14 protein-coding genes and 1 pseudogene are annotated in these 16,627 nt (G+C 64.1%); 2 read left to right on the top strand and 13 right to left on the bottom strand.

What is annotated here, in order from left to right; translation table 11 throughout:
- On the bottom strand, positions 1-840 hold the full coding sequence (locus AU185_RS16015; protein WP_059101095.1) for an ABC transporter permease: 840 nt from the start codon (positions 838-840) through the stop codon (positions 1-3).
- Complete coding sequence (locus tag AU185_RS16010) at positions 837-1,607, bottom strand: MlaE family ABC transporter permease (RefSeq protein ID WP_059101096.1); 771 nt, start codon at positions 1,605-1,607, stop codon at positions 837-839. The genes AU185_RS16015 and AU185_RS16010 overlap by 4 nt, the downstream gene beginning before the upstream one ends.
- A gap of 309 nt (positions 1,608-1,916) precedes the next feature.
- On the opposite strand from AU185_RS16010, the gene AU185_RS16005 reads away from it, so the two are divergent.
- Positions 1,917-2,741: a crotonase/enoyl-CoA hydratase family protein gene (locus AU185_RS16005; protein ID WP_059101097.1), complete on the top strand. Its 825-nt coding sequence runs from the start codon at positions 1,917-1,919 to the stop codon at positions 2,739-2,741.
- A 496-nt stretch (positions 2,742-3,237) separates the two neighbouring features.
- Here the strand turns inward: AU185_RS16005 and AU185_RS24770 are convergent, their stop codons facing one another.
- Positions 3,238-4,080, bottom strand: a complete 843-nt coding sequence (locus AU185_RS24770; RefSeq protein ID WP_172800245.1) for an acyl-CoA thioesterase — start codon at positions 4,078-4,080, stop codon at positions 3,238-3,240.
- Between the two features lie 183 nt (positions 4,081-4,263).
- Between AU185_RS24770 and AU185_RS15995 the strand changes: the two genes are divergently transcribed.
- A complete protein-coding gene (locus AU185_RS15995) occupies positions 4,264-5,172 on the top strand; it encodes a MaoC family dehydratase (protein ID WP_059101099.1) in 909 nt (302 codons plus the stop codon).
- A gap of 829 nt (positions 5,173-6,001) precedes the next feature.
- On the opposite strand, the gene AU185_RS15990 is transcribed toward AU185_RS15995, so the two are convergent.
- From AU185_RS15990 to AU185_RS15945, 10 genes and pseudogenes are all read right to left on the bottom strand, one after another.
- Positions 6,002-6,361 carry a hypothetical protein gene (locus tag AU185_RS15990; protein ID WP_059156988.1) on the bottom strand — a complete coding sequence of 120 codons (360 nt, stop codon included), beginning with the start codon at positions 6,359-6,361 and terminating at the stop codon, positions 6,002-6,004.
- On the bottom strand, positions 6,316-7,140 hold the full coding sequence (locus AU185_RS15985) for an enoyl-CoA hydratase/isomerase family protein (RefSeq protein WP_059156987.1): 825 nt from the start codon (positions 7,138-7,140) through the stop codon (positions 6,316-6,318). Before AU185_RS15985 ends, AU185_RS15990 begins: the two co-directional genes overlap by 46 nt.
- A 3-nt stretch (positions 7,141-7,143) precedes the next feature.
- The gene (locus AU185_RS15980) at positions 7,144-8,259 is read right to left on the bottom strand and encodes a CaiB/BaiF CoA transferase family protein (protein ID WP_082683928.1); all 1,116 of its coding nucleotides are present in this window, start codon (positions 8,257-8,259) and stop codon (positions 7,144-7,146) included.
- Positions 8,256-9,461 (bottom strand): acyl-CoA dehydrogenase family protein, encoded by a 1,206-nt coding sequence (locus AU185_RS15975; RefSeq protein WP_059101103.1) that lies wholly within the window; start codon positions 9,459-9,461, stop codon positions 8,256-8,258. Before AU185_RS15975 ends, AU185_RS15980 begins: the two co-directional genes overlap by 4 nt.
- 48 nt (positions 9,462-9,509) lie before the next feature.
- Positions 9,510-10,265 carry a crotonase/enoyl-CoA hydratase family protein gene (locus tag AU185_RS15970; protein WP_059101104.1) on the bottom strand — a complete coding sequence of 252 codons (756 nt, stop codon included), beginning with the start codon at positions 10,263-10,265 and terminating at the stop codon, positions 9,510-9,512.
- Between the two features lie 22 nt (positions 10,266-10,287).
- Entirely contained in the window at positions 10,288-11,055 is a 768-nt protein-coding gene (locus tag AU185_RS15965; RefSeq protein WP_059101105.1) for an SDR family NAD(P)-dependent oxidoreductase, read from the bottom strand.
- Positions 11,056-11,057: 2 nt separating this feature from the next.
- Positions 11,058-12,254 (bottom strand): annotated as a pseudogene (locus AU185_RS15960) (thiolase family protein).
- The gene (locus AU185_RS15955) at positions 12,251-13,957 is read right to left on the bottom strand and encodes an AMP-binding protein (RefSeq protein ID WP_082683927.1); all 1,707 of its coding nucleotides are present in this window, start codon (positions 13,955-13,957) and stop codon (positions 12,251-12,253) included. The pseudogene AU185_RS15960 and the gene AU185_RS15955 overlap by 4 nt, the downstream one beginning before the upstream one ends.
- 215 nt (positions 13,958-14,172) lie before the next feature.
- Positions 14,173-15,270: a Rieske 2Fe-2S domain-containing protein gene (locus AU185_RS15950; RefSeq protein ID WP_156425545.1), complete on the bottom strand. Its 1,098-nt coding sequence runs from the start codon at positions 15,268-15,270 to the stop codon at positions 14,173-14,175.
- A gap of 573 nt (positions 15,271-15,843) precedes the next feature.
- Positions 15,844-16,599, bottom strand: coding sequence for an enoyl-CoA hydratase-related protein (locus AU185_RS15945; RefSeq protein ID WP_231740394.1), 756 nt, complete (start codon positions 16,597-16,599; stop codon positions 15,844-15,846).
- Between the last annotated feature and the right edge of the window lie 28 nt (positions 16,600-16,627).

Below are 16,627 nucleotides of genomic sequence, written 5' to 3'. Positions count from 1 at the left end.
CTATCCCGTGAGGTTGAAGCCACCGGATCGGCCATAGAGGATCATGCCCACGATCATCGTGACGGTCGTCGCCGCGACCAGTGCGGCGCGTACCGCGCGACCGGTCGCCTCACCGACGCCAGCGGGTCCCCCCGTTGCGTTAAACCCGTAATAGGTGCACACCAGCATGATGACGGTCCCCTGCACCGTCACCTGTACCAATGCCCAGATCACATCGGTGGGCCGCAGGAATGTGTTGAAGTAGTGCTCGTAAACACCGACTGACTGACCGAAGGACACTAGGACGACCATCTGGGTCGTCACTATTCCGGCTATTAACGAGACACAGAACAGTGGGATGACCACGATCACACCGGCGATCACCCGGGTTGATGCCAAGTAGGCGATCGCGCGGATGCCCATCACCTCAAGGGCATCCATCTCCTCGTTGATCCGCATGGCCCCGAGCTGAGCGGTGGCGCCGGCCCCAATGGTGATGGCCAAACCGATAGCGGCGATCAACGGACTGACGAGGCGCGGGTTGACGTAGGCGGAGAAGAACCCTATTAGCGCCTCTAAGCTCAGGTTGCTGAATTGGCTGTACCCCACAATGGCGACGACCGAGCTGGCGCCCATCACGACGAAGGACACGACAACCACGGCCCCGCCGACCAACGCAAGCGCGCCGACGCCCAGGCCCATCTGGGCGATGAGCCGCGTCAATTCGACCCTGTATTTGCGCACGGCTTCCGTGGATTCGCCCAGAGTCTTGGCGTAGAACGCGGTCTGTTCGCCTATGCGATTCCATTCCCCGGCCGAGGCCCGCACAAAGCGCTCCAACCGCTGTCTTGTCGCGCTCATCGCAGAACCACCGACACGGTCGCAGCGGTCACAACCGTATTGACGACAAACAAGATCATGATCGTGTACACAACCGTCTCATTGACGGCGTTGCCCACCCCCTGCGGACCGCCGCCGACAGTGAGACCCTTGTAGCAAGCGACCAGGCCCGCGACCAGGCCGAAAATGAGGGCCTTGCAGGTGGAGATGACCAGGTCGGGAAGCCCGATGAGAAACGTCAGGCTGGCCGCGAAGGAGCCTGGAGTGACGTTCAGGACGTAGACACTAAAGAAGAAACACCCCGCCAGGGCGCCGACGACCGACAGTCCGAACAGCAACACCGTGTTCAGGATGATTGCGGCGATCCTCGGCACCACCAGCCGTTGGATCGGGTCGACGCCCGTCACTTCCATAGCGTCGATCTCTTCGCGGATGGTGCGCGCCCCGAGGTCAGCACACATCGCCGTGGCGGCGGCGCCACCGACGATCAGGATCACCATAAACGGCCCGCTCTGCGAGACCGCGGCCAGAGCTGCGCCGCCGCCCCCGAGGTCCTGAGCGCCAATCTCGGCGAACAGCACGCTCAGGACGAACGTGACCAGCACATGGAAGGGAATCGTCAACATGATGGCGGGCAGCGCCGACACTCGAGCCGTGAACCAAGCCTGCTCGATGAATTCACGCCATGAGAACCGCGTGGTAAACGCTGTCACCAGGGCGTCCAGCGACATCGCGAAGAAGGCGCCGACCTCGCGTACCGGCGTGCGTAGCGTTGTAGACGCGACCACGTGCTCCCTTTGGCGTTCAACAGCTCACTCGTGGTGGCCGAATCGGCCGACCAAGTTGTTGAGTCATTGAGTTAAAGATTTCCCGAAGCTGCAGACATCCTGGCACTGGCACCTCGTTACCTGAGCGAACGTTCGATTGATCGAATCAGATTCCGCCGCGGAACGCAAGTAACCCGCTGCCATCGGTAGTGCACGGCCTAAACGCGTTGCAGGACACCGAGTGTGACTGCTGCGCTGGCCAGTTCGTCGGTGGCGGCGAATCGGAGCCGGGCCGCGGGTGGGATCACATGTCCTTGGTACGGTCTGCCCATGGGTCAGCCGTACGAATCCGTCACCGTCGAAACAAGGGGTCACGTGGCGCAGGTGACGCTGATAGGACCGGGCAAGGGCAACACGATGGGCCCGGCGTTCTGGTCGGAGATGCCGGAGGTGTTCACCGCACTGGGAGCCGACCGCGATGTGCGCGCAATCGTGCTCACCGGCTCGGGCGACAACTTCAGCTACGGGCTGGATGTGTCGGTGATGGGTGGGTTACTTGGTCCGATCCTGGCCGAGGGTGCGCAGGCTCGACCGCGCGCCGATTTTCACGCCGAGGTGCTGCGCATGCAGCAGGCGATCAGTGCCGTCGCCGACTGCCGCACCCCGACGATCGCCTCGGTGCACGGCTGGTGCATCGGCGGCGGTGTTGATCTGATCTCGGCGGTGGATATCCGCTATGCCAGCGCCGACTCCAAATTTTCAGTCCGCGAGGTGAAGCTGGCGGCGGTCGCCGACGTCGGCAGCCTAGCCCGACTTCCGCTCATTCTGGGTGACGGACACCTGCGCGAGCTGGCGCTGACCGGTAAGGACATCGACGCCGCGCGTGCGGAGAAGATCGGCTTGGTCAACGACGTGTTCGACGACGCCGAGGCCTCGCTGACCGTTGCGCACGCCACCGCCGCCGAGATCGCAGCCAATCCGCCGATGACCATTCACGGCATCAAGGATGTCCTTGACCAGCAACGCATTTCGGCAGTAGCGGCGAACCTGCGCTATGTTGCGGCATGGAACGCGGCGTTCCTGCCGTCCAAGGACCTGTCCGAGGCTATCTCGGCGACGTTCGCGAAGCGTTCGCCGCAGTTCACGGGCAAGTAGGCGATTGGACATGCCCTCAGGAATCCCTAGGTATCTGTGCCTACCGCGTGCTCGACCCGCAGGGCGACGTTGTCCCGGCACCCCGTCGAGAGTGTAGGCGCCCGCCGCGATCGGCGTCCCGCTGGCGTTGGTGCCTTCTGCCCCATCGTTGGAGTGCTCTTCGGTACCTCATCGCTGATCCTTGCGGGTGTTCGCGACGCTCGGCTCACGAACCCCCGGAACTGGCGACCTCGCCTTCCACATCTCCGAATCCCCCGACCCGTGTCCATCCGAGAGTGAACCAACTGATCGGTTCGCTTCGCCATTGCCGCGCAGCGCCGCGTGAAGCGCCAACGGGCCCGCGATTACGCCCTCCCGGGGTCGTGTGACGACGATCGCCGTTGCTGCCGCGGGACGAGTGCTCGGCCCTGAAGGCGCAGGAGACGGCGAATCCGCCGTCTCCTGCAACGATTCTCGGCGGACTATAGGAGCCACTGGCGGGCCTACCGCCATTCGACTACCGCGATGGCGCGGGCGCCATCCGCACGGCGACCTCTTGTACCACAGTGGCCACGGCGCGGCCGTCCAGCGTGCGAATCTCACCGGTGACCAATCCTCGACCGCCTCCTGCGACGGGCGAGCTTGATTCAAGGACTAACCACTCGTCGGTGCGGGGTATGTGATGAAACCACATCGCGTGGTCGGTAGTCGCGAATCGGATCCTGCGGTCATTGCCCCGAAAGCCGTGCTGAGCGACTATGGGTTCGAAGAAGTAGAGATCGCTGATGAACGACAGCACGCATTCGTGAACGATGGGGTCGTCAGGCAGCGCATAAAGCGAGCGGAACCACAATCGTCTGGTGAAGACGCCGTCGACACGCTCGTCGTAAAAGCGTATGTCGAAAGCGTCCGGTGGCACGGCTCGCGCCGTGTGCGGCATGGCGTTTGGCAAGCTGTCGGGCAACACTGGGGGCCGCTGTTTATGTCCATGCGTCCAGCTGTCACTCGGAGTATTAAACGCTACGGTTCCGATCGCCACCGGCAAACCTTGCTGGCTCACCGAGATCGAGCGCAAGGCTGACGACTTTCCGTCGAATGTGCGTTGGACGCGGAATTCACACGGGACGTCACCCGCAGCGGCCCGCAGGAATTGAACATGAAGATTGTCTGCGTAGGTAAGGCCTGGCATCGCAGCTCGTCCGGCGGCTAAGACCTGCGCAATCATCGTCCCGCCGAACAGCCGTCCGCCGACCGGGTCGGCGGCGCGCGAAAGCCAAACATCAGTCGCCGCTTGGTCGAGCTGGAACACATCGAGGATCTGCGGGCGCGGCGATCGAGCGCAATTGTTCTCCCGTGTCATCCTTCGTTGCCCTTCCGGCAGCCGAGCACTTCGTCCAGCGCCACGAAACTTGTGCAGATCGAACGTACGATCATCTGCTATCGTGCTGGTCGAGTGCTCCGCTGTCAACCGTGGTCCAGTGGCCTGCCGACGATCAACGTGCGCACCTGCAGAACATGTTTTGTTACCGCCGTGAGGAGCCAGATGCTGACATCCGACCATACGTCGAAAGATGGACTTGACCTGAGCGTGATCGGACGCGTTGGGTCCCCGCGTCGGGTGTCATGGTCGGCCGAAGACGCGCAGCTGTATGCGGTTGGCATCGGCGCGGGCCAAGAGGACCCGCTGGCTGAATTATGCTTCACCACCGAAAATACCCGCGGCGTAAACCAGCGTATCGTGCCGACATTCGCAATTACTTTGGCGCAGAGGGACCTTCCCGCGGTGGGGCCAATCAAGATGTCGCAGGTCCTGCATGCTGACCAACGGCTCACACTGCACCGTCCGTTACCCGTCGACGGAGAGGCCTTCAGCACTTCGACTGTCACCGCGATCTACGACAAAGGACGCGACGCGCTTATCCGGGCTGTCTACCAACTCCATCTGATCGGTGATGACAGCCCTGTAGCCACGGCGGAATCCGGCCTGTTCGTCCGCAACGCAGGTGGTTTCGGCGGCGAACGCGGTCCGCACACGCTGTGGCAAGCCCCGGCTCGACAGCCTGACTCGACGGTGCAGTTGGGGGTCGGGCCGGGGCAGGCTCTGATCTATCGGCTGTGCGGCGACCGTAATCCTCTGCATTCAGATCCCGCGGCCGCAGCAGAATTGGGGTTTTCCCGCCCAATCCTGCATGGGCTTTGCACGTTTGGATACACCTGCCGCGCGTTGATCGGCGCGCTGTGCGACGGTCAACCTGAACTGTTTGGTTCGATGAGCGCGCGGCTTTCCGCGCCGGTGTTTCCCGGCGACCAATTGACAGTAGCGATTTGGCGGGTCGACGGCGGCGCGGTGTTCAGGACGACGACCGCAGTGGGGGTCGCGCTCGATCATGGCAACTTCATGTATCGACCTTCCGACGACGACACCAAAGTATCGCCCGCCCCGCAAATTTGAGAAGTCAATCCCTCGCGCATCGTACGCTAGCTTGCTCGTCCAGCCCAGTGCTGACGGCTTGCTCGCCCCACGTCACGGGTTGACGGTTCGCCGGACCGGTGCGCCGCACCCTCAGACGGGTCGAGTGCGTAGCTGGTGGCCCTCCAGTGTCACCGTGTGCGAAATCGCTTCGGTGTGTTTCTTGCGTCCAAGTGGTGAATTTGCGCGGCGGCGCGTGCAGCAGGTCGATGACGACGGCCGTTCGCACCTCGCGTATGTGCAGTGACGCGCGGGTGGGAGCCAAAGGTGTTCCGATGTGGACTATCTCGGCCAAAACCCGTCTCCGCTGCGCCCGCTTCGATTGGGCGCACGAAATGTACTGCTCTTGAACCGGGCACCGGTGTAGTCGCTGCCGGAGATGTTGAGGCCCGGGCGTGAGCTACGCACGGTGGCTGCGGCCGCGCTACTGAATTTCAGGACGGCGAAACGTGCCGTGGCGGTGGCGAGCAGGCGTCCTGTTGGGTCCATGAGGTCCGCCGACGGCGGACTCCTCCGTCGGTGACGGCATCGGCGATGGTGGGGCGAGCGATGACGGCCAGGTGCAGATTGCTCGTCGCGATGTGCTGGCAGGTGGCCAGTTCACCCAGAACTGGTGCGCGCCAGCACAATGTCGGCAAGCATGAACAACACGCCGGGGGCTAGTTCACCATGCCCGTCTACACAGCGCGGGTGCGGGTGAAGTTGCGCAGAGAGACTGCCCGCCAGCCAGGGTGTCGTGATGGATGCCGACCGACGCATCCGCCGGACTGATCACCGACATCGATGGGTGCGGTGAGCCGTCGGGGGCATCTCAGCGCGCCTTCACCGGGTAGCCCACCTCTACCGCGATGCACAAAACGGGCCGGCGCGACCATTCAAACCGCCGACGACGCCAGGTGAATTCGACAACATGGCGCCGTCTGAACACATTGACTTCGACGAGGTGACTGGCGTCCCAGACGGATGGCGCCACGCCGTACGGCCGAATCCGTCTGGGGCCGCAGCGGGCTGCTTCATCGCTCTTCTTGGCATTCGTCATGCCGGAGGACCACGGTGTCACGATCGTGGTTTGGTCGCACATCCCCAGCGGCGAACCCTCGCAGAATCGGCGGAGTTCCATGATCATCAGGAACTCGACGTAGCAGGGATGGTTGGCGCGGCGCTGGGCCACGACGGCGTTCGCCGCTCTTGAAAGGCCGCCATGCCTTCAACCACGTCAGGCTCTTTCATGCTCTGGGCTTCGAACGACGCCGAAAGCATAACGTTGGGGATTGCATCGCGGGCGTGTGCGGCGTTGATCGCCCGCTTGGTGTAGGCGATGGCTTGTCGAGGGCCGGCCGCCAGGCGTGCGGCGAACGCGTGCGCTTCGGCGACAACCCCGCCGGCGGGCACGACGCGGTTGACCAGACCGATCCGTTCGGCGGTGGGCGCGTCGACAACGTCGCCGGTGAGCAGGAACTCTTTGGCGCGCGCTGGCCCTACCAAAGCCGGCCACACCGCCGTGCCGCCGTCGCCGGCCACGATTCCCATCCGCACATGCGGGTCGGAGATCGTTGCGGTGTCGGCCATGATGACCAGATCGCTGAGCAACGCCAGCGTGGCGCCCAGACCCACGGCAGCCCCGTTTACCGCCGCGATCACCGGTTGAGGGACTTCGAGGAACTCACGCACGATCTTGCTGACATCGCCGATCGCGCGTGCGGTGGCCCAGGGATCGGCGTTGCGGGTCTGCTCAATGAGTTCCATGTCTCCCCCGGCGCAGAAGAACCGCCCCATCCCGGTGAGGACAACGGCGCCGACATCGCGCTGATCGGGCAGCCACCGCAGAAACGCCAGAATCTCGTCGTGCATCACGGAATTGACGGCGTTGGCGCGGTCGGGCCGGTTGAACTGCACTGTGAGTACACCCGCAGTGGTTTCGATTGCGAGGGTGCTGAACTCAGGCGACATCGGTTATGTCCTCACTTCTGACGGCACTCTTGACGGCGTTGATGCTGGATGCCACCTCCGCCCGGCCGGGGTGCGGCTGAATCGGGGTGCCGGCGCGGGCTGGAACGCACCCCGACTGTCGAGCTCATAGACCGCTCGCGCTGTATTCGGCGTGTAGTCAACAGCTTCCCGCAGTGACAGCACAGGGGAGACGCAGACGTCGGCGCCGTTCAGCAGCGCGGTCCACTCGTCGCGGGCCTTGCTCGCGAACACCTGCCCAAGTCGGGCCTTGGCCGCCGGCCAGGCCGAGCGATCCCACTGCCGCGCGAACAGCGGGTCACTGGCCAGGTCCAGATGCGACAGCAGGTTGGCGTAGAACTGCTTCTCGATGGCGCCGACGGCCACGTAGCCGCCGTCACTGCACCGGTAGACGGTGTAAAACGGAGCCGCCCCGTCGAGGGTGTTGCTGTCGCGGGTGTCGGTCCAGGTGCCGTTGGCCAGCATGTCGTGGATCATGCTTAGCTGCAACGCGGTTCCGTCGACGATCGCGGCATCGATTACCTGACCCTGACCCGAGTGACGCGTCTCGGCCAGCGCGCAGGCGATGCCGAACGCCAGTAGCATGCCTCCCCCGCCCATGTCGCCGATAAGCTTGAGCGGCGGTACCGGCGCGTCGGCGCCGATCGCCCCCAGCGCGCCGGCCACGGCGATGAAATTGATGTCGTGGCCGGCGGCTTGGGCCAGCGGCCCGTCTTGTCCGTAGCCGGTCATGCGCCCGTATACCAGTCGGGGGTTCACGGCGCAGCAATCAGTCGGACCCAGCCCAAGCCGTTCTGCTACTCCGGGACGGAACCCCTCGATGAGAACGTCGGCTTCGGCGATCAGGTGCAGCACCGCATCGCGGTCTGCCGGATCTTTTAGGTCGGCCTCAAGCATGCGGCGCCCCCTGTGCAGCACGGCATCCGGCTTGGCGGTATCGGCGGGCCGATCGACCCGGACGACGTCAGCGCCCATGTCGGACAACAACATCGCGGCGAACGGACCGGGACCGATACCGCCAACCTCGATGACCCGCACGCCGGCCAGCGGCCCGCCGGGACGCTCGTCGGAGAGTATGGCCCCCCAATCCCACTGGGTCACTGGGCCTCCGCGAGCAGACTGCGCGCGATAGTGCGCACCTGGATCTCGTCGGTGCCGCCGAAGATAGACAGGATCTTGGCGTCGCGGCACAATTGCTCAACGTGATTCTCTGCCATATAGCCGTTGCCACCGAAGATCTGGACCGCCTCCAATGCGACTTCCATGGCGGCCTGGGCGGTGTAGAGCTTGATCGCCGAGGCTTCGGCCAGGCTCGGACGCAGTCCGGCATCCGACATCGCGATGTACTGCAGCAGCAGGTTCTCGGTGTTGAGTCGCGCCACTTCCATCTTGGCCAGTTTGAGTTGGATGAGCTGGTAGTCGCCGATCGGCTTGCCGAATTGGACGCGGGTCTTCGAATAGTCAACGGACAGCTCCAAGCAACGCTCGATGATGCCCAAGGCGTTAGCCGCCATGCTCGCCCGCTCCATCGCGAACGTCGCCTTGGCGGCCGATCCGGACGGCTCGGCGGATTTGGCGGGACCCGTGTTCGGCCCGGGCCCGTCGAGTAGTCGGTCCGGGGTTACGAAAACGTTGTCCAGGCGCAGCTCACCGGTGGGTGAGGAATGCAGCCCCATCTTGCGCAGCGGTTCGCTCTGCCACAGCCCGGGCATCCCCTTTTCGAGAACGAAGGTCATGATCTTGCGCTGGGCGGCGGGCCTGCCGTCGTCGAGCTTGCAGATGAACACGATGGTGTCGGCGTAGGGCGCGTTGCTGATGAAGGTTTTGGATCCGTTGAGCAGCCAGCCCCCCTCGGTCGCTCGTGCGGTGCATCGCATAGCCCCAAAAGCATCCGAGCCCGACTCCGGTTCGGTGAGCGCCCACGCGCCGATCTTGGCCAGTGACAGCAGATCCGGAACCCAGCGCCGTTTCTGCTCATCGCTGCCGCTGCGCAGGATCGCCCCTGCGGTCAGGTCGATGCTGGCACCCAACGCGGTCACCAGACCTGGCGAGTGCCGGGAGAACTCCAGCAGCGGAATGAGTTTCTCCGACGCGTTTCGTGGCGGCTTCTGCCCGGCCATCGTTGCCGCGAAACGCTCCATCGCACTGTCAGCCACCCCGAATTCGGCGTAGAACTTGCGCAGAATGTCGAATGGAGGGACACCGTCGAATTCCAGTGCCTCGCGCTGTGGAGCTACCACAGTTTCCACGAAGCGACGCACCGCCTTGCGATACATCAGTTGCTCATCTGACCAACGAAGCATCCTCGGTCCTTTCCTGGGTGTGGCCAAAGTTTCGGTTGGGCGCAGCGCTCATGTGCCGCTCCACTGCGGTTGGCGTTTCTCGGCGAAGGCGCGTGGGCCCTCTTTGGCGTCCTGCGAACGGAATACCGCTTTGAGCAGAGGCTTCTGATAGGTATAGAAGTCGTCGTCGCCGATACCGCTGCGCCGGCGCACCAGCCGCCGCGACGCCCCAACGCTCAGCGGGGCGCAGCGGCCGATCAGCTCCGCGAGCGCCAACGCCTCATCGGCCGCGGCGCCCTGCTGGGTGAGCCGGGATATGAGCCCGAGTTCGTAGCCGCGTTCGGCGCTGAGCGGCTCACCGGTGATCGCCATCTCCAGGGCCACGTTTTCCGGGATGCGCTGAGGTAGCCGTAACAAGCCCCCACCTGCGGCGAACAGCCCCACCTTGGCTTCGGGAAGCCCCAGCTTGGCGCCGGTGGCCGCCACGATCAGATCACAAGCCAACGCCAGTTCAAGGCCGCCGCCGAGGGCGTAGCCTTCGATCGCGGCGATGAGCGGCTTCTCGGCGCTGCCGTCGCGCAGGAAATGGCCGATACCATCTGGCATTCCGGTCTTGGCGAACGCATTGAGGTCCATACCGGAGCAGAACGCTGTGCCGGTCCCGGTCAGCACCCCGACGCGTAGGGAGGCGTCGCGATTGAGGCGTTCCACGGCGGCCAACAACCCGTCGCTGACCGCGGTGTCGATCGCGTTGCGCGCCCGCGGACGGTTAAGGGCAATCAGCAGGGTCGAATCGCGTTGTTCGACCAGCACTTCATCACTCATAACTGAACTCCTGCGCTTTCAACTACCGCGGCGGCAAACGGATGGCGCCGTCGAGCCGGACGACCTCACCGTTCATATAGCTGTTGGTCACCAATTCCACTGCCAGAGAGGCAAATTCGTCGGCATATCCGAGACGTTGCGGGAATACCACGCTGGTGCCAAGTTTTGACTTGAAGGCGTCGGCCTTTTCACCGGCTCCATAGATCGGGGTGTCGATGAGGCCAGGCGCGATGGTGTTCACCCGGATCCCGTGCAGCGCGAGATCACGAGCCATCGGCAATGTCATTGCCACCACACCACCTTTGGCTGCCGAGTAGGGCGTCTGCCCGATCTGCCCGTCGAATGCGGCCACAGAAGCGGTGTGGAGGATGACGCCACGAGCACCGTCCTCCAACGGTTCTGACCGTGTCATCGCCGCAGCCGCCAGACGCGCGCAGTTGTAGCTGCCAATGAGGTTGACCCGGACGACGAAGTCGAACTTGTTCAGCGGGATCGGTGTTCCCTCGCGGTCGACAATCCTGCCCGGCGGACCCAAACCGGCGCAGTTGACCAACACCCGCAGCGGGCCGAGATCCACAGCTGCGTCCACGGCGCCCTGTACTTGCTCTTCGTCGGACACATCGGCGGGGGCGAAGATTCCGCCCAATTCGGCGGCGACCTTGCGGCCGCCGTCTTCTTGTCGGTCGAGTATCACGACCCGGGCGCCGCGTTGAGACAACGCCCGGGCGGTGGCGGCACCGAGACCGGACGCTCCACCGGTGACGATGGCCGATGCACCTTCAATGTTCATGGTCAGATCCTTTCTATGATCGTGGCATTGGCGAGGCCGCCGCCTTCGCACATGGTTTGCAGGCCGTAGCGGCCCCGCCGGTGCGCTCGAGTTCGTTGACCACGGTGGCCATGAGCTTTGCGCCCGAGGTGCCCAGCGGATGACCGAGTGCGATCGCGCCGCCGTTGACGTTGACGCGGTCCATATCGGGGTGAATCTCTCTCTCCCAGGCCAAAACCACGGAGGCGAAGGCTTCATTGACTTCGAAGACGTCGATGTCGGCTGCGGTCAACCCGGCCTTCTTCAAAGCTTTTTCGGTCGCGGAAATCGGCCCGGTGAGCATCGAAACGGGATCGACCCCGGCCAGGGCGAAGGTATGTACCCGCGCTCGCGGTGTGAGTTTGAGGCGCTCGGCAACGGCTTCACTGGTGATGAGAACGGCTGCGGCGCCGTCACAAACCTGAGAGGACGTTCCGGCGGTGATCTTGCCGCCCTGTTTGAACGATGGTTTGAGGATGCTCAGCGATTCGGCGGTGATTCCGGACCGGATCCCTTCGTCGGACTCAGCGATGCCCTGCTCGGTGACCTCGCCGGTGTCCTTGTCGCGGCGCTTGACAGCCACTGGCAGGATCTCGTTGTGGAAGCGGCCCTCGTCGAGCGCGCGAGCGGCGCGCTGCTGGCTCCGCGCGCCGTACTCGTCGAGCTGTTCGGGTGACAGGTCCCAGCGGTCAGCGATAATCTCAGCTGAGATTCCCTGCGGGACAAGACCCCCGACCGGCCTGTAGCGTTTGCGCACCGTTGGGCCGTAGACGTAGGACCCCGGCGTATTGGAGGCGCCCATAGGAGTAGTGCTCATGACCTCCACACCGGCGGCGATCGCGATGTCGTAGGCACCGGCCATCACGCCTTGTGCGGCGAAGTGCACCGACTGCTGTGACGAGCCGCACTGACGGTCGATGGTGGTGGCGGGCACACTCTCGGGCAGACCCGGGGCCAGCACGCTGCTGCGGCCGATGTTGAAGGCTTGATGGCCCACCTGCGTGACACAGCCCATGATTACGTCACCGATGAGTGCGGGGTCGAGCCGATTGCGCTCGACCAGGGATTTGAGGATGTCCGCGCCGAGATCAAAGGGGGTGCCACCCGGACAGGTTTCCATGCCGCCGGCCGCCCGGCGTGCGCATCGCGTCAACGATCACCGCCGACGATGTAGTGCTCATGAACAACTTCCTTCCTTCAGCGTGCCGGTGGCCGCCGACTCTGGTGGTGAGTCCTGAGGAGCTGGAGCGCCGAGCTCGCTCACGATTTGCACGGCCCACTCGTAGTCGGGTTTGCCGGTGTCACTGCGCACGATGCGCGGGACGACATGCAGGACCCTGGGGATCTTGTACCGGGCGAGCCGGCTGCGGCAGAAGTCCAGCACTGCTGGCTCGTCGATTCCCGACGGCGCGACCACCACGGCGGCGACCTCTGAACCCCAACGCTCACTGGGCCGCCCGCAGACCAGCGCGTCGGCGACGTCGGGATGGTCTTTGAGGACGGCTTCGACCTCTTCGACGAAGACTTTCTCGCCGCCGGTGTTAATCGTCAGTGCGTCGCGCCCCAGCAGTTGTACCTGGCCGTCGGCCAGCAACCGGGCACGGTCGCCCGAAATGGTCACCCGCATGCCCTCGACAACAGGAAAGGTGCGCGCGGTCTTGTCGGCATCACCGAGATAGCCCAAGGGGATTCGGCCGCCGCGCGCCAGCCATCCGACGCCGTCGTGGCCGGCCTCTAGGAAGTGGCTGAGGTCTTCGGCGACCACGAACATCGAGTCGTCCGGGGTGAACGTCACCTCAGCGGCCGAGACCGCATCAGCACTGACGTGGCTGCCCACAATCCCCGATTCAGATGAGCCGATGTTCTCGACCACCCGCACACCGGGAATGAGCTCGACTAACCGCTGCTTGCAACTGGCATGGAGCGCCGCGCCGCCGGAGACGATCACCCGCAACGACGACACGTCATAGTTGCCGCGTTGCAGCTCTTCCACCAGCGGCCACCCGAAAGCGTCGCCGACAAGCGTGATGACGGTGACACGGTGGGAGGCCACCGCTGCCAAACCATCGGCGGCAGTGAAACGTTGCGCATGTTCGGGGAAAACCACCGTGTTGCCTTCGCACACCGCCCCCAGCGCGGCCCACTGCGCGGCGCCGTGCATCATCGGCGCGCACGGCAAGACACGGGCCGGATCGGCGCGTATCGCGGTTAGGGCAGCGCGGATGTCGGTCCACTCCCGGTCGCCGCGTTTGTCGCGAAGACCCAGGGTCGCGACGGCGGCGTCTCCTTGGCGCCACAGCACCCCTTTGGGCATTCCGGTGGTGCCACCGGTGTAGATCACGTAGAGGTCGTCAGGCGAAAGATCTTGGTGCACTTCGGGTGTGGCTGATGCCAGCGCTTCCTCGTAGTCCACAGCACCGCGCAGCAGCGGGTTTCCGCTGCCGTCGGCCACTTGCAGCAGGATCTGTGCGCCGGGGAGGTCAGGTAAGACTTCCGCCAGGACCGGGGCGAATGCGGCGTGGTACTGGATTACCGTCGGAGCCGCGTCGCGCAACAGGTAGCGCAGCTCGTCGGCGGTGTAGCGGTAGTTGACGTTAAAAGGGGCCACGCGGCCGAGGTAGCAGCCCACCAGGCCTTCGATAAACTGGGGCGCGTTGTGCAGGTACTGCGCGAGCAGATGTTGACCTGATTCATGGCCTCTGAGTTGTGATCGGTCCGCGAAGTGTCCAATGCCACGGTCGTTGAGGTACCGGGCCAGGCGCGTCGACCGATCGACTAACTCGGCGTAGGTCAATACTCGCTCGCCTTGGCGCACAGCCACGCGTTGCGGAACGCGCTCGGCGACCGCGCGAACGAGCGTGCCGAGGTTGAGATCGCCTGTCATAGCTTAAATCTGTTGCTCGTGTGAACCGCTCCGTTCACCATCAGGTCTCCTGTAAGTGATTGATTCCGGTCGGCCAAGGCGTTTCACGACGCTGGCGCAGTGGTGAGATGCCTTCGACTGAAGTCATCCCGGCACGAGTGAGCCACTGTTGACCCGGTGGTGTGCATATCGTCGGGCATGCATTCGATGACGACATGGCAGGTGAGGATGGCGGGCTACTCCGGACCGCCGGCCATCGCGATCATCCTGTCGTGATCCTCGGCGGGATAGAATTGCGCCGCCCAACGCCGCATGGCCGAATACGCCTTGGCTTCTTCAGCGGCGAAGTGCGGGCGCTGCAGGTAGGTCATGTTCGCCCAGATCGGGAAGTCCTGTTCGATGACCTTCTGCTGGACCTGGACGAACCTGACGCCGGGCCCTTCGGGCTTGGTCGGATCCGCACCCTCCGGCTGTTGAGAACATTGGGCAAAGTAGTAGTCGATGTACTCATTGTCGACGGGGATGAAGCCGGTGACCTGAATCGTTGGAACAGGATCAACCCACCGGATCAGCGACAGCCCAATGCCGTAGGTGTTCATCTCCACCAGCGCCTCCACGGGACCGTTGGGGGTGAACGCGGTGCTCTTCTTGCCGGCGCCGTAGACGACTGAGACGTTGGATTGGAACCAGGGTCCCTCCGAGTGGAAGCTCACCTGCTTGGGGATCTCGCCCGCGCCATGGATGTAGGCAATGTGCGCCGGATCGACCGCATTCTCGATGGGCATCTGCACATGGGTCTTCGTGCGGTGCACCTTCGAACTGAAGGGATGCATGTCGAAGAAGTCTTTACGGCCGTACTCGGGCACCAAAGGTGGCTCCCACGACGGTTGTTTGTCGGAATCTTCCGAATACCAGATCACGATTGTGCCGCACCACTCGCGCACCGGATAGGTGCGGATCTTCAGTTTGGGCTTGCAGCCCTCCCCGGAGTAGGGGATCCGGGTGTTGTGTCCGTCGCCGTCCCATTCCCAACCATGCCAGGGACAGGCCAGGTCGTCGCCGACGACCCAACCGCCGACTCCACGGTGGGCGCCGAGGTGAAGGCAGAAGGCGTCCTGTACATAGGCCTCGCCGTTGGCGCCGCGCCACAGCACCAGCTCGCTGTCGAAGTAGTGGAGGCGTTTAACCTCGCCAGCCGCGAGCTCATGACTCCAGGACACCGGAAACCATCCCTCAGGAAAGCGAGAACTGGGGAACCCGTTACGGTTTCGTCCTCCGGTCATTGCATCACTCCCATTTTGTTCTGCACTGCTTCGGTCTGTTGGTTGACTCACCGGTGCAGCGGCAAGTCGGATTGCCGCGGTCGCCGGTGACACAGCATTACGCGCGTTCGCCCGAGGTCGACCCGGGGCCCGACGGAGATACTCCGTGCGGCGACCCAGTCAGCTACTGAGCGAACGTTCGATTTATCGACTATAGCAGATGGTCCATCGAAATGGAATCGGCAACAGTGTTCGTGCTTTGTACCGTGACGGCACGCAATTGGCCCGGGTTGCGCGGTGCGGTGCTCTCGGAATCCGGCCGCAAGACTTGGTGATGTCTAATAGTTGCAGCAGAACTTGATGACGCCGCGAGTGCGCTTGCCCTCAGCGATCGTCAGAGGGGGAGTTGATCGTTGGGACTGTATTTCCGAGTGATCAGCCCGTCGAAGCGCAGGTCGCCCACTGCGGTGCATTTCCCGGCTCGGATCGCTGTTGCACGCGGGTGACCACGCCAGATAGCGCACCTTGAAAACAGGTGAGCTGCCTGTGCAACGGTTCGGCGTGGGCGCCCTGGCCATACCGCCGTGAGTCGAGCATCGTGCCACAGCAACGCGAGGCAATCATTACGCCATCCGCGCGGCGCTTTCACGCGCCGCCGAACGACGGTCGCCGCTTGCTCTGAAACGCTGAGATGCCTTCGCGGAAGTCACTACTGCGCACCAGTCGGTCCTGTCCCATCGACTCGCGATCGATCGCTGCAGCGAGATGGTCGACCGTCGCAGCGTTAATGGCCCGCTTGGTCTCCGCGTAGGCAAGCGGCGGCCCTGCGGCCAACCGCGCGACCAGCGCGTCGACGTTCTCGCCGAACCTCTCGCCTTCGGCGATGTGGCTGATCAGGCCCCACTGGGCAGCGTCTGCAGCACTGACCCGTTCGGCCAGCAACGCCATGCGCAGCGCGCGGGAACGTCCGATGGCCGCGGGAATAAGAGCTGTCGCTCCCCCGTCGGGCATAAGTCCGATGTTGGAGAAGGCCAACAGAAAGTAGGCGTTCGGCGCGGCGATGGCCAGATCGCAGGCGGCGGCCAGAGACACGCCGACACCGGCAGCCAGACCGTTGACCGCAGCGAGGACCGGCTTCTCGAGCGCTCGGATGGCCAGGATCGTGCGATTAGCTGCGTTGAGTATGTCCTCGCCCCCTCCCGGGTCGGACCCTGCGCCGATGTCGGCGCCAGAACAGAACGCGCGCCCCGCGCCGGTCACCACGACGACGCGAACGTCACTGTCCCGGGCCGCGTCGACCAGCGCTGTGGTGATGGTGGTGAACATCGCGGCGTCCACGGAGTTCAACACGTCCGGGCGGTTCAGTGTGATCCGCAGTGCCGCGTCGCGGGGTTCGACCAAGATAGTTGGCTCGGCGGTCCTCGCCGCA

This window comes from Mycobacterium sp. GA-0227b (genome assembly GCF_001499855.1).
GTDB lineage: Bacteria > Actinomycetota > Actinomycetes > Mycobacteriales > Mycobacteriaceae > Mycobacterium.
The sequence above is the reverse complement of the archived record's forward strand: the minus strand, read 5'-3'. Positions and strand labels throughout refer to the sequence as shown.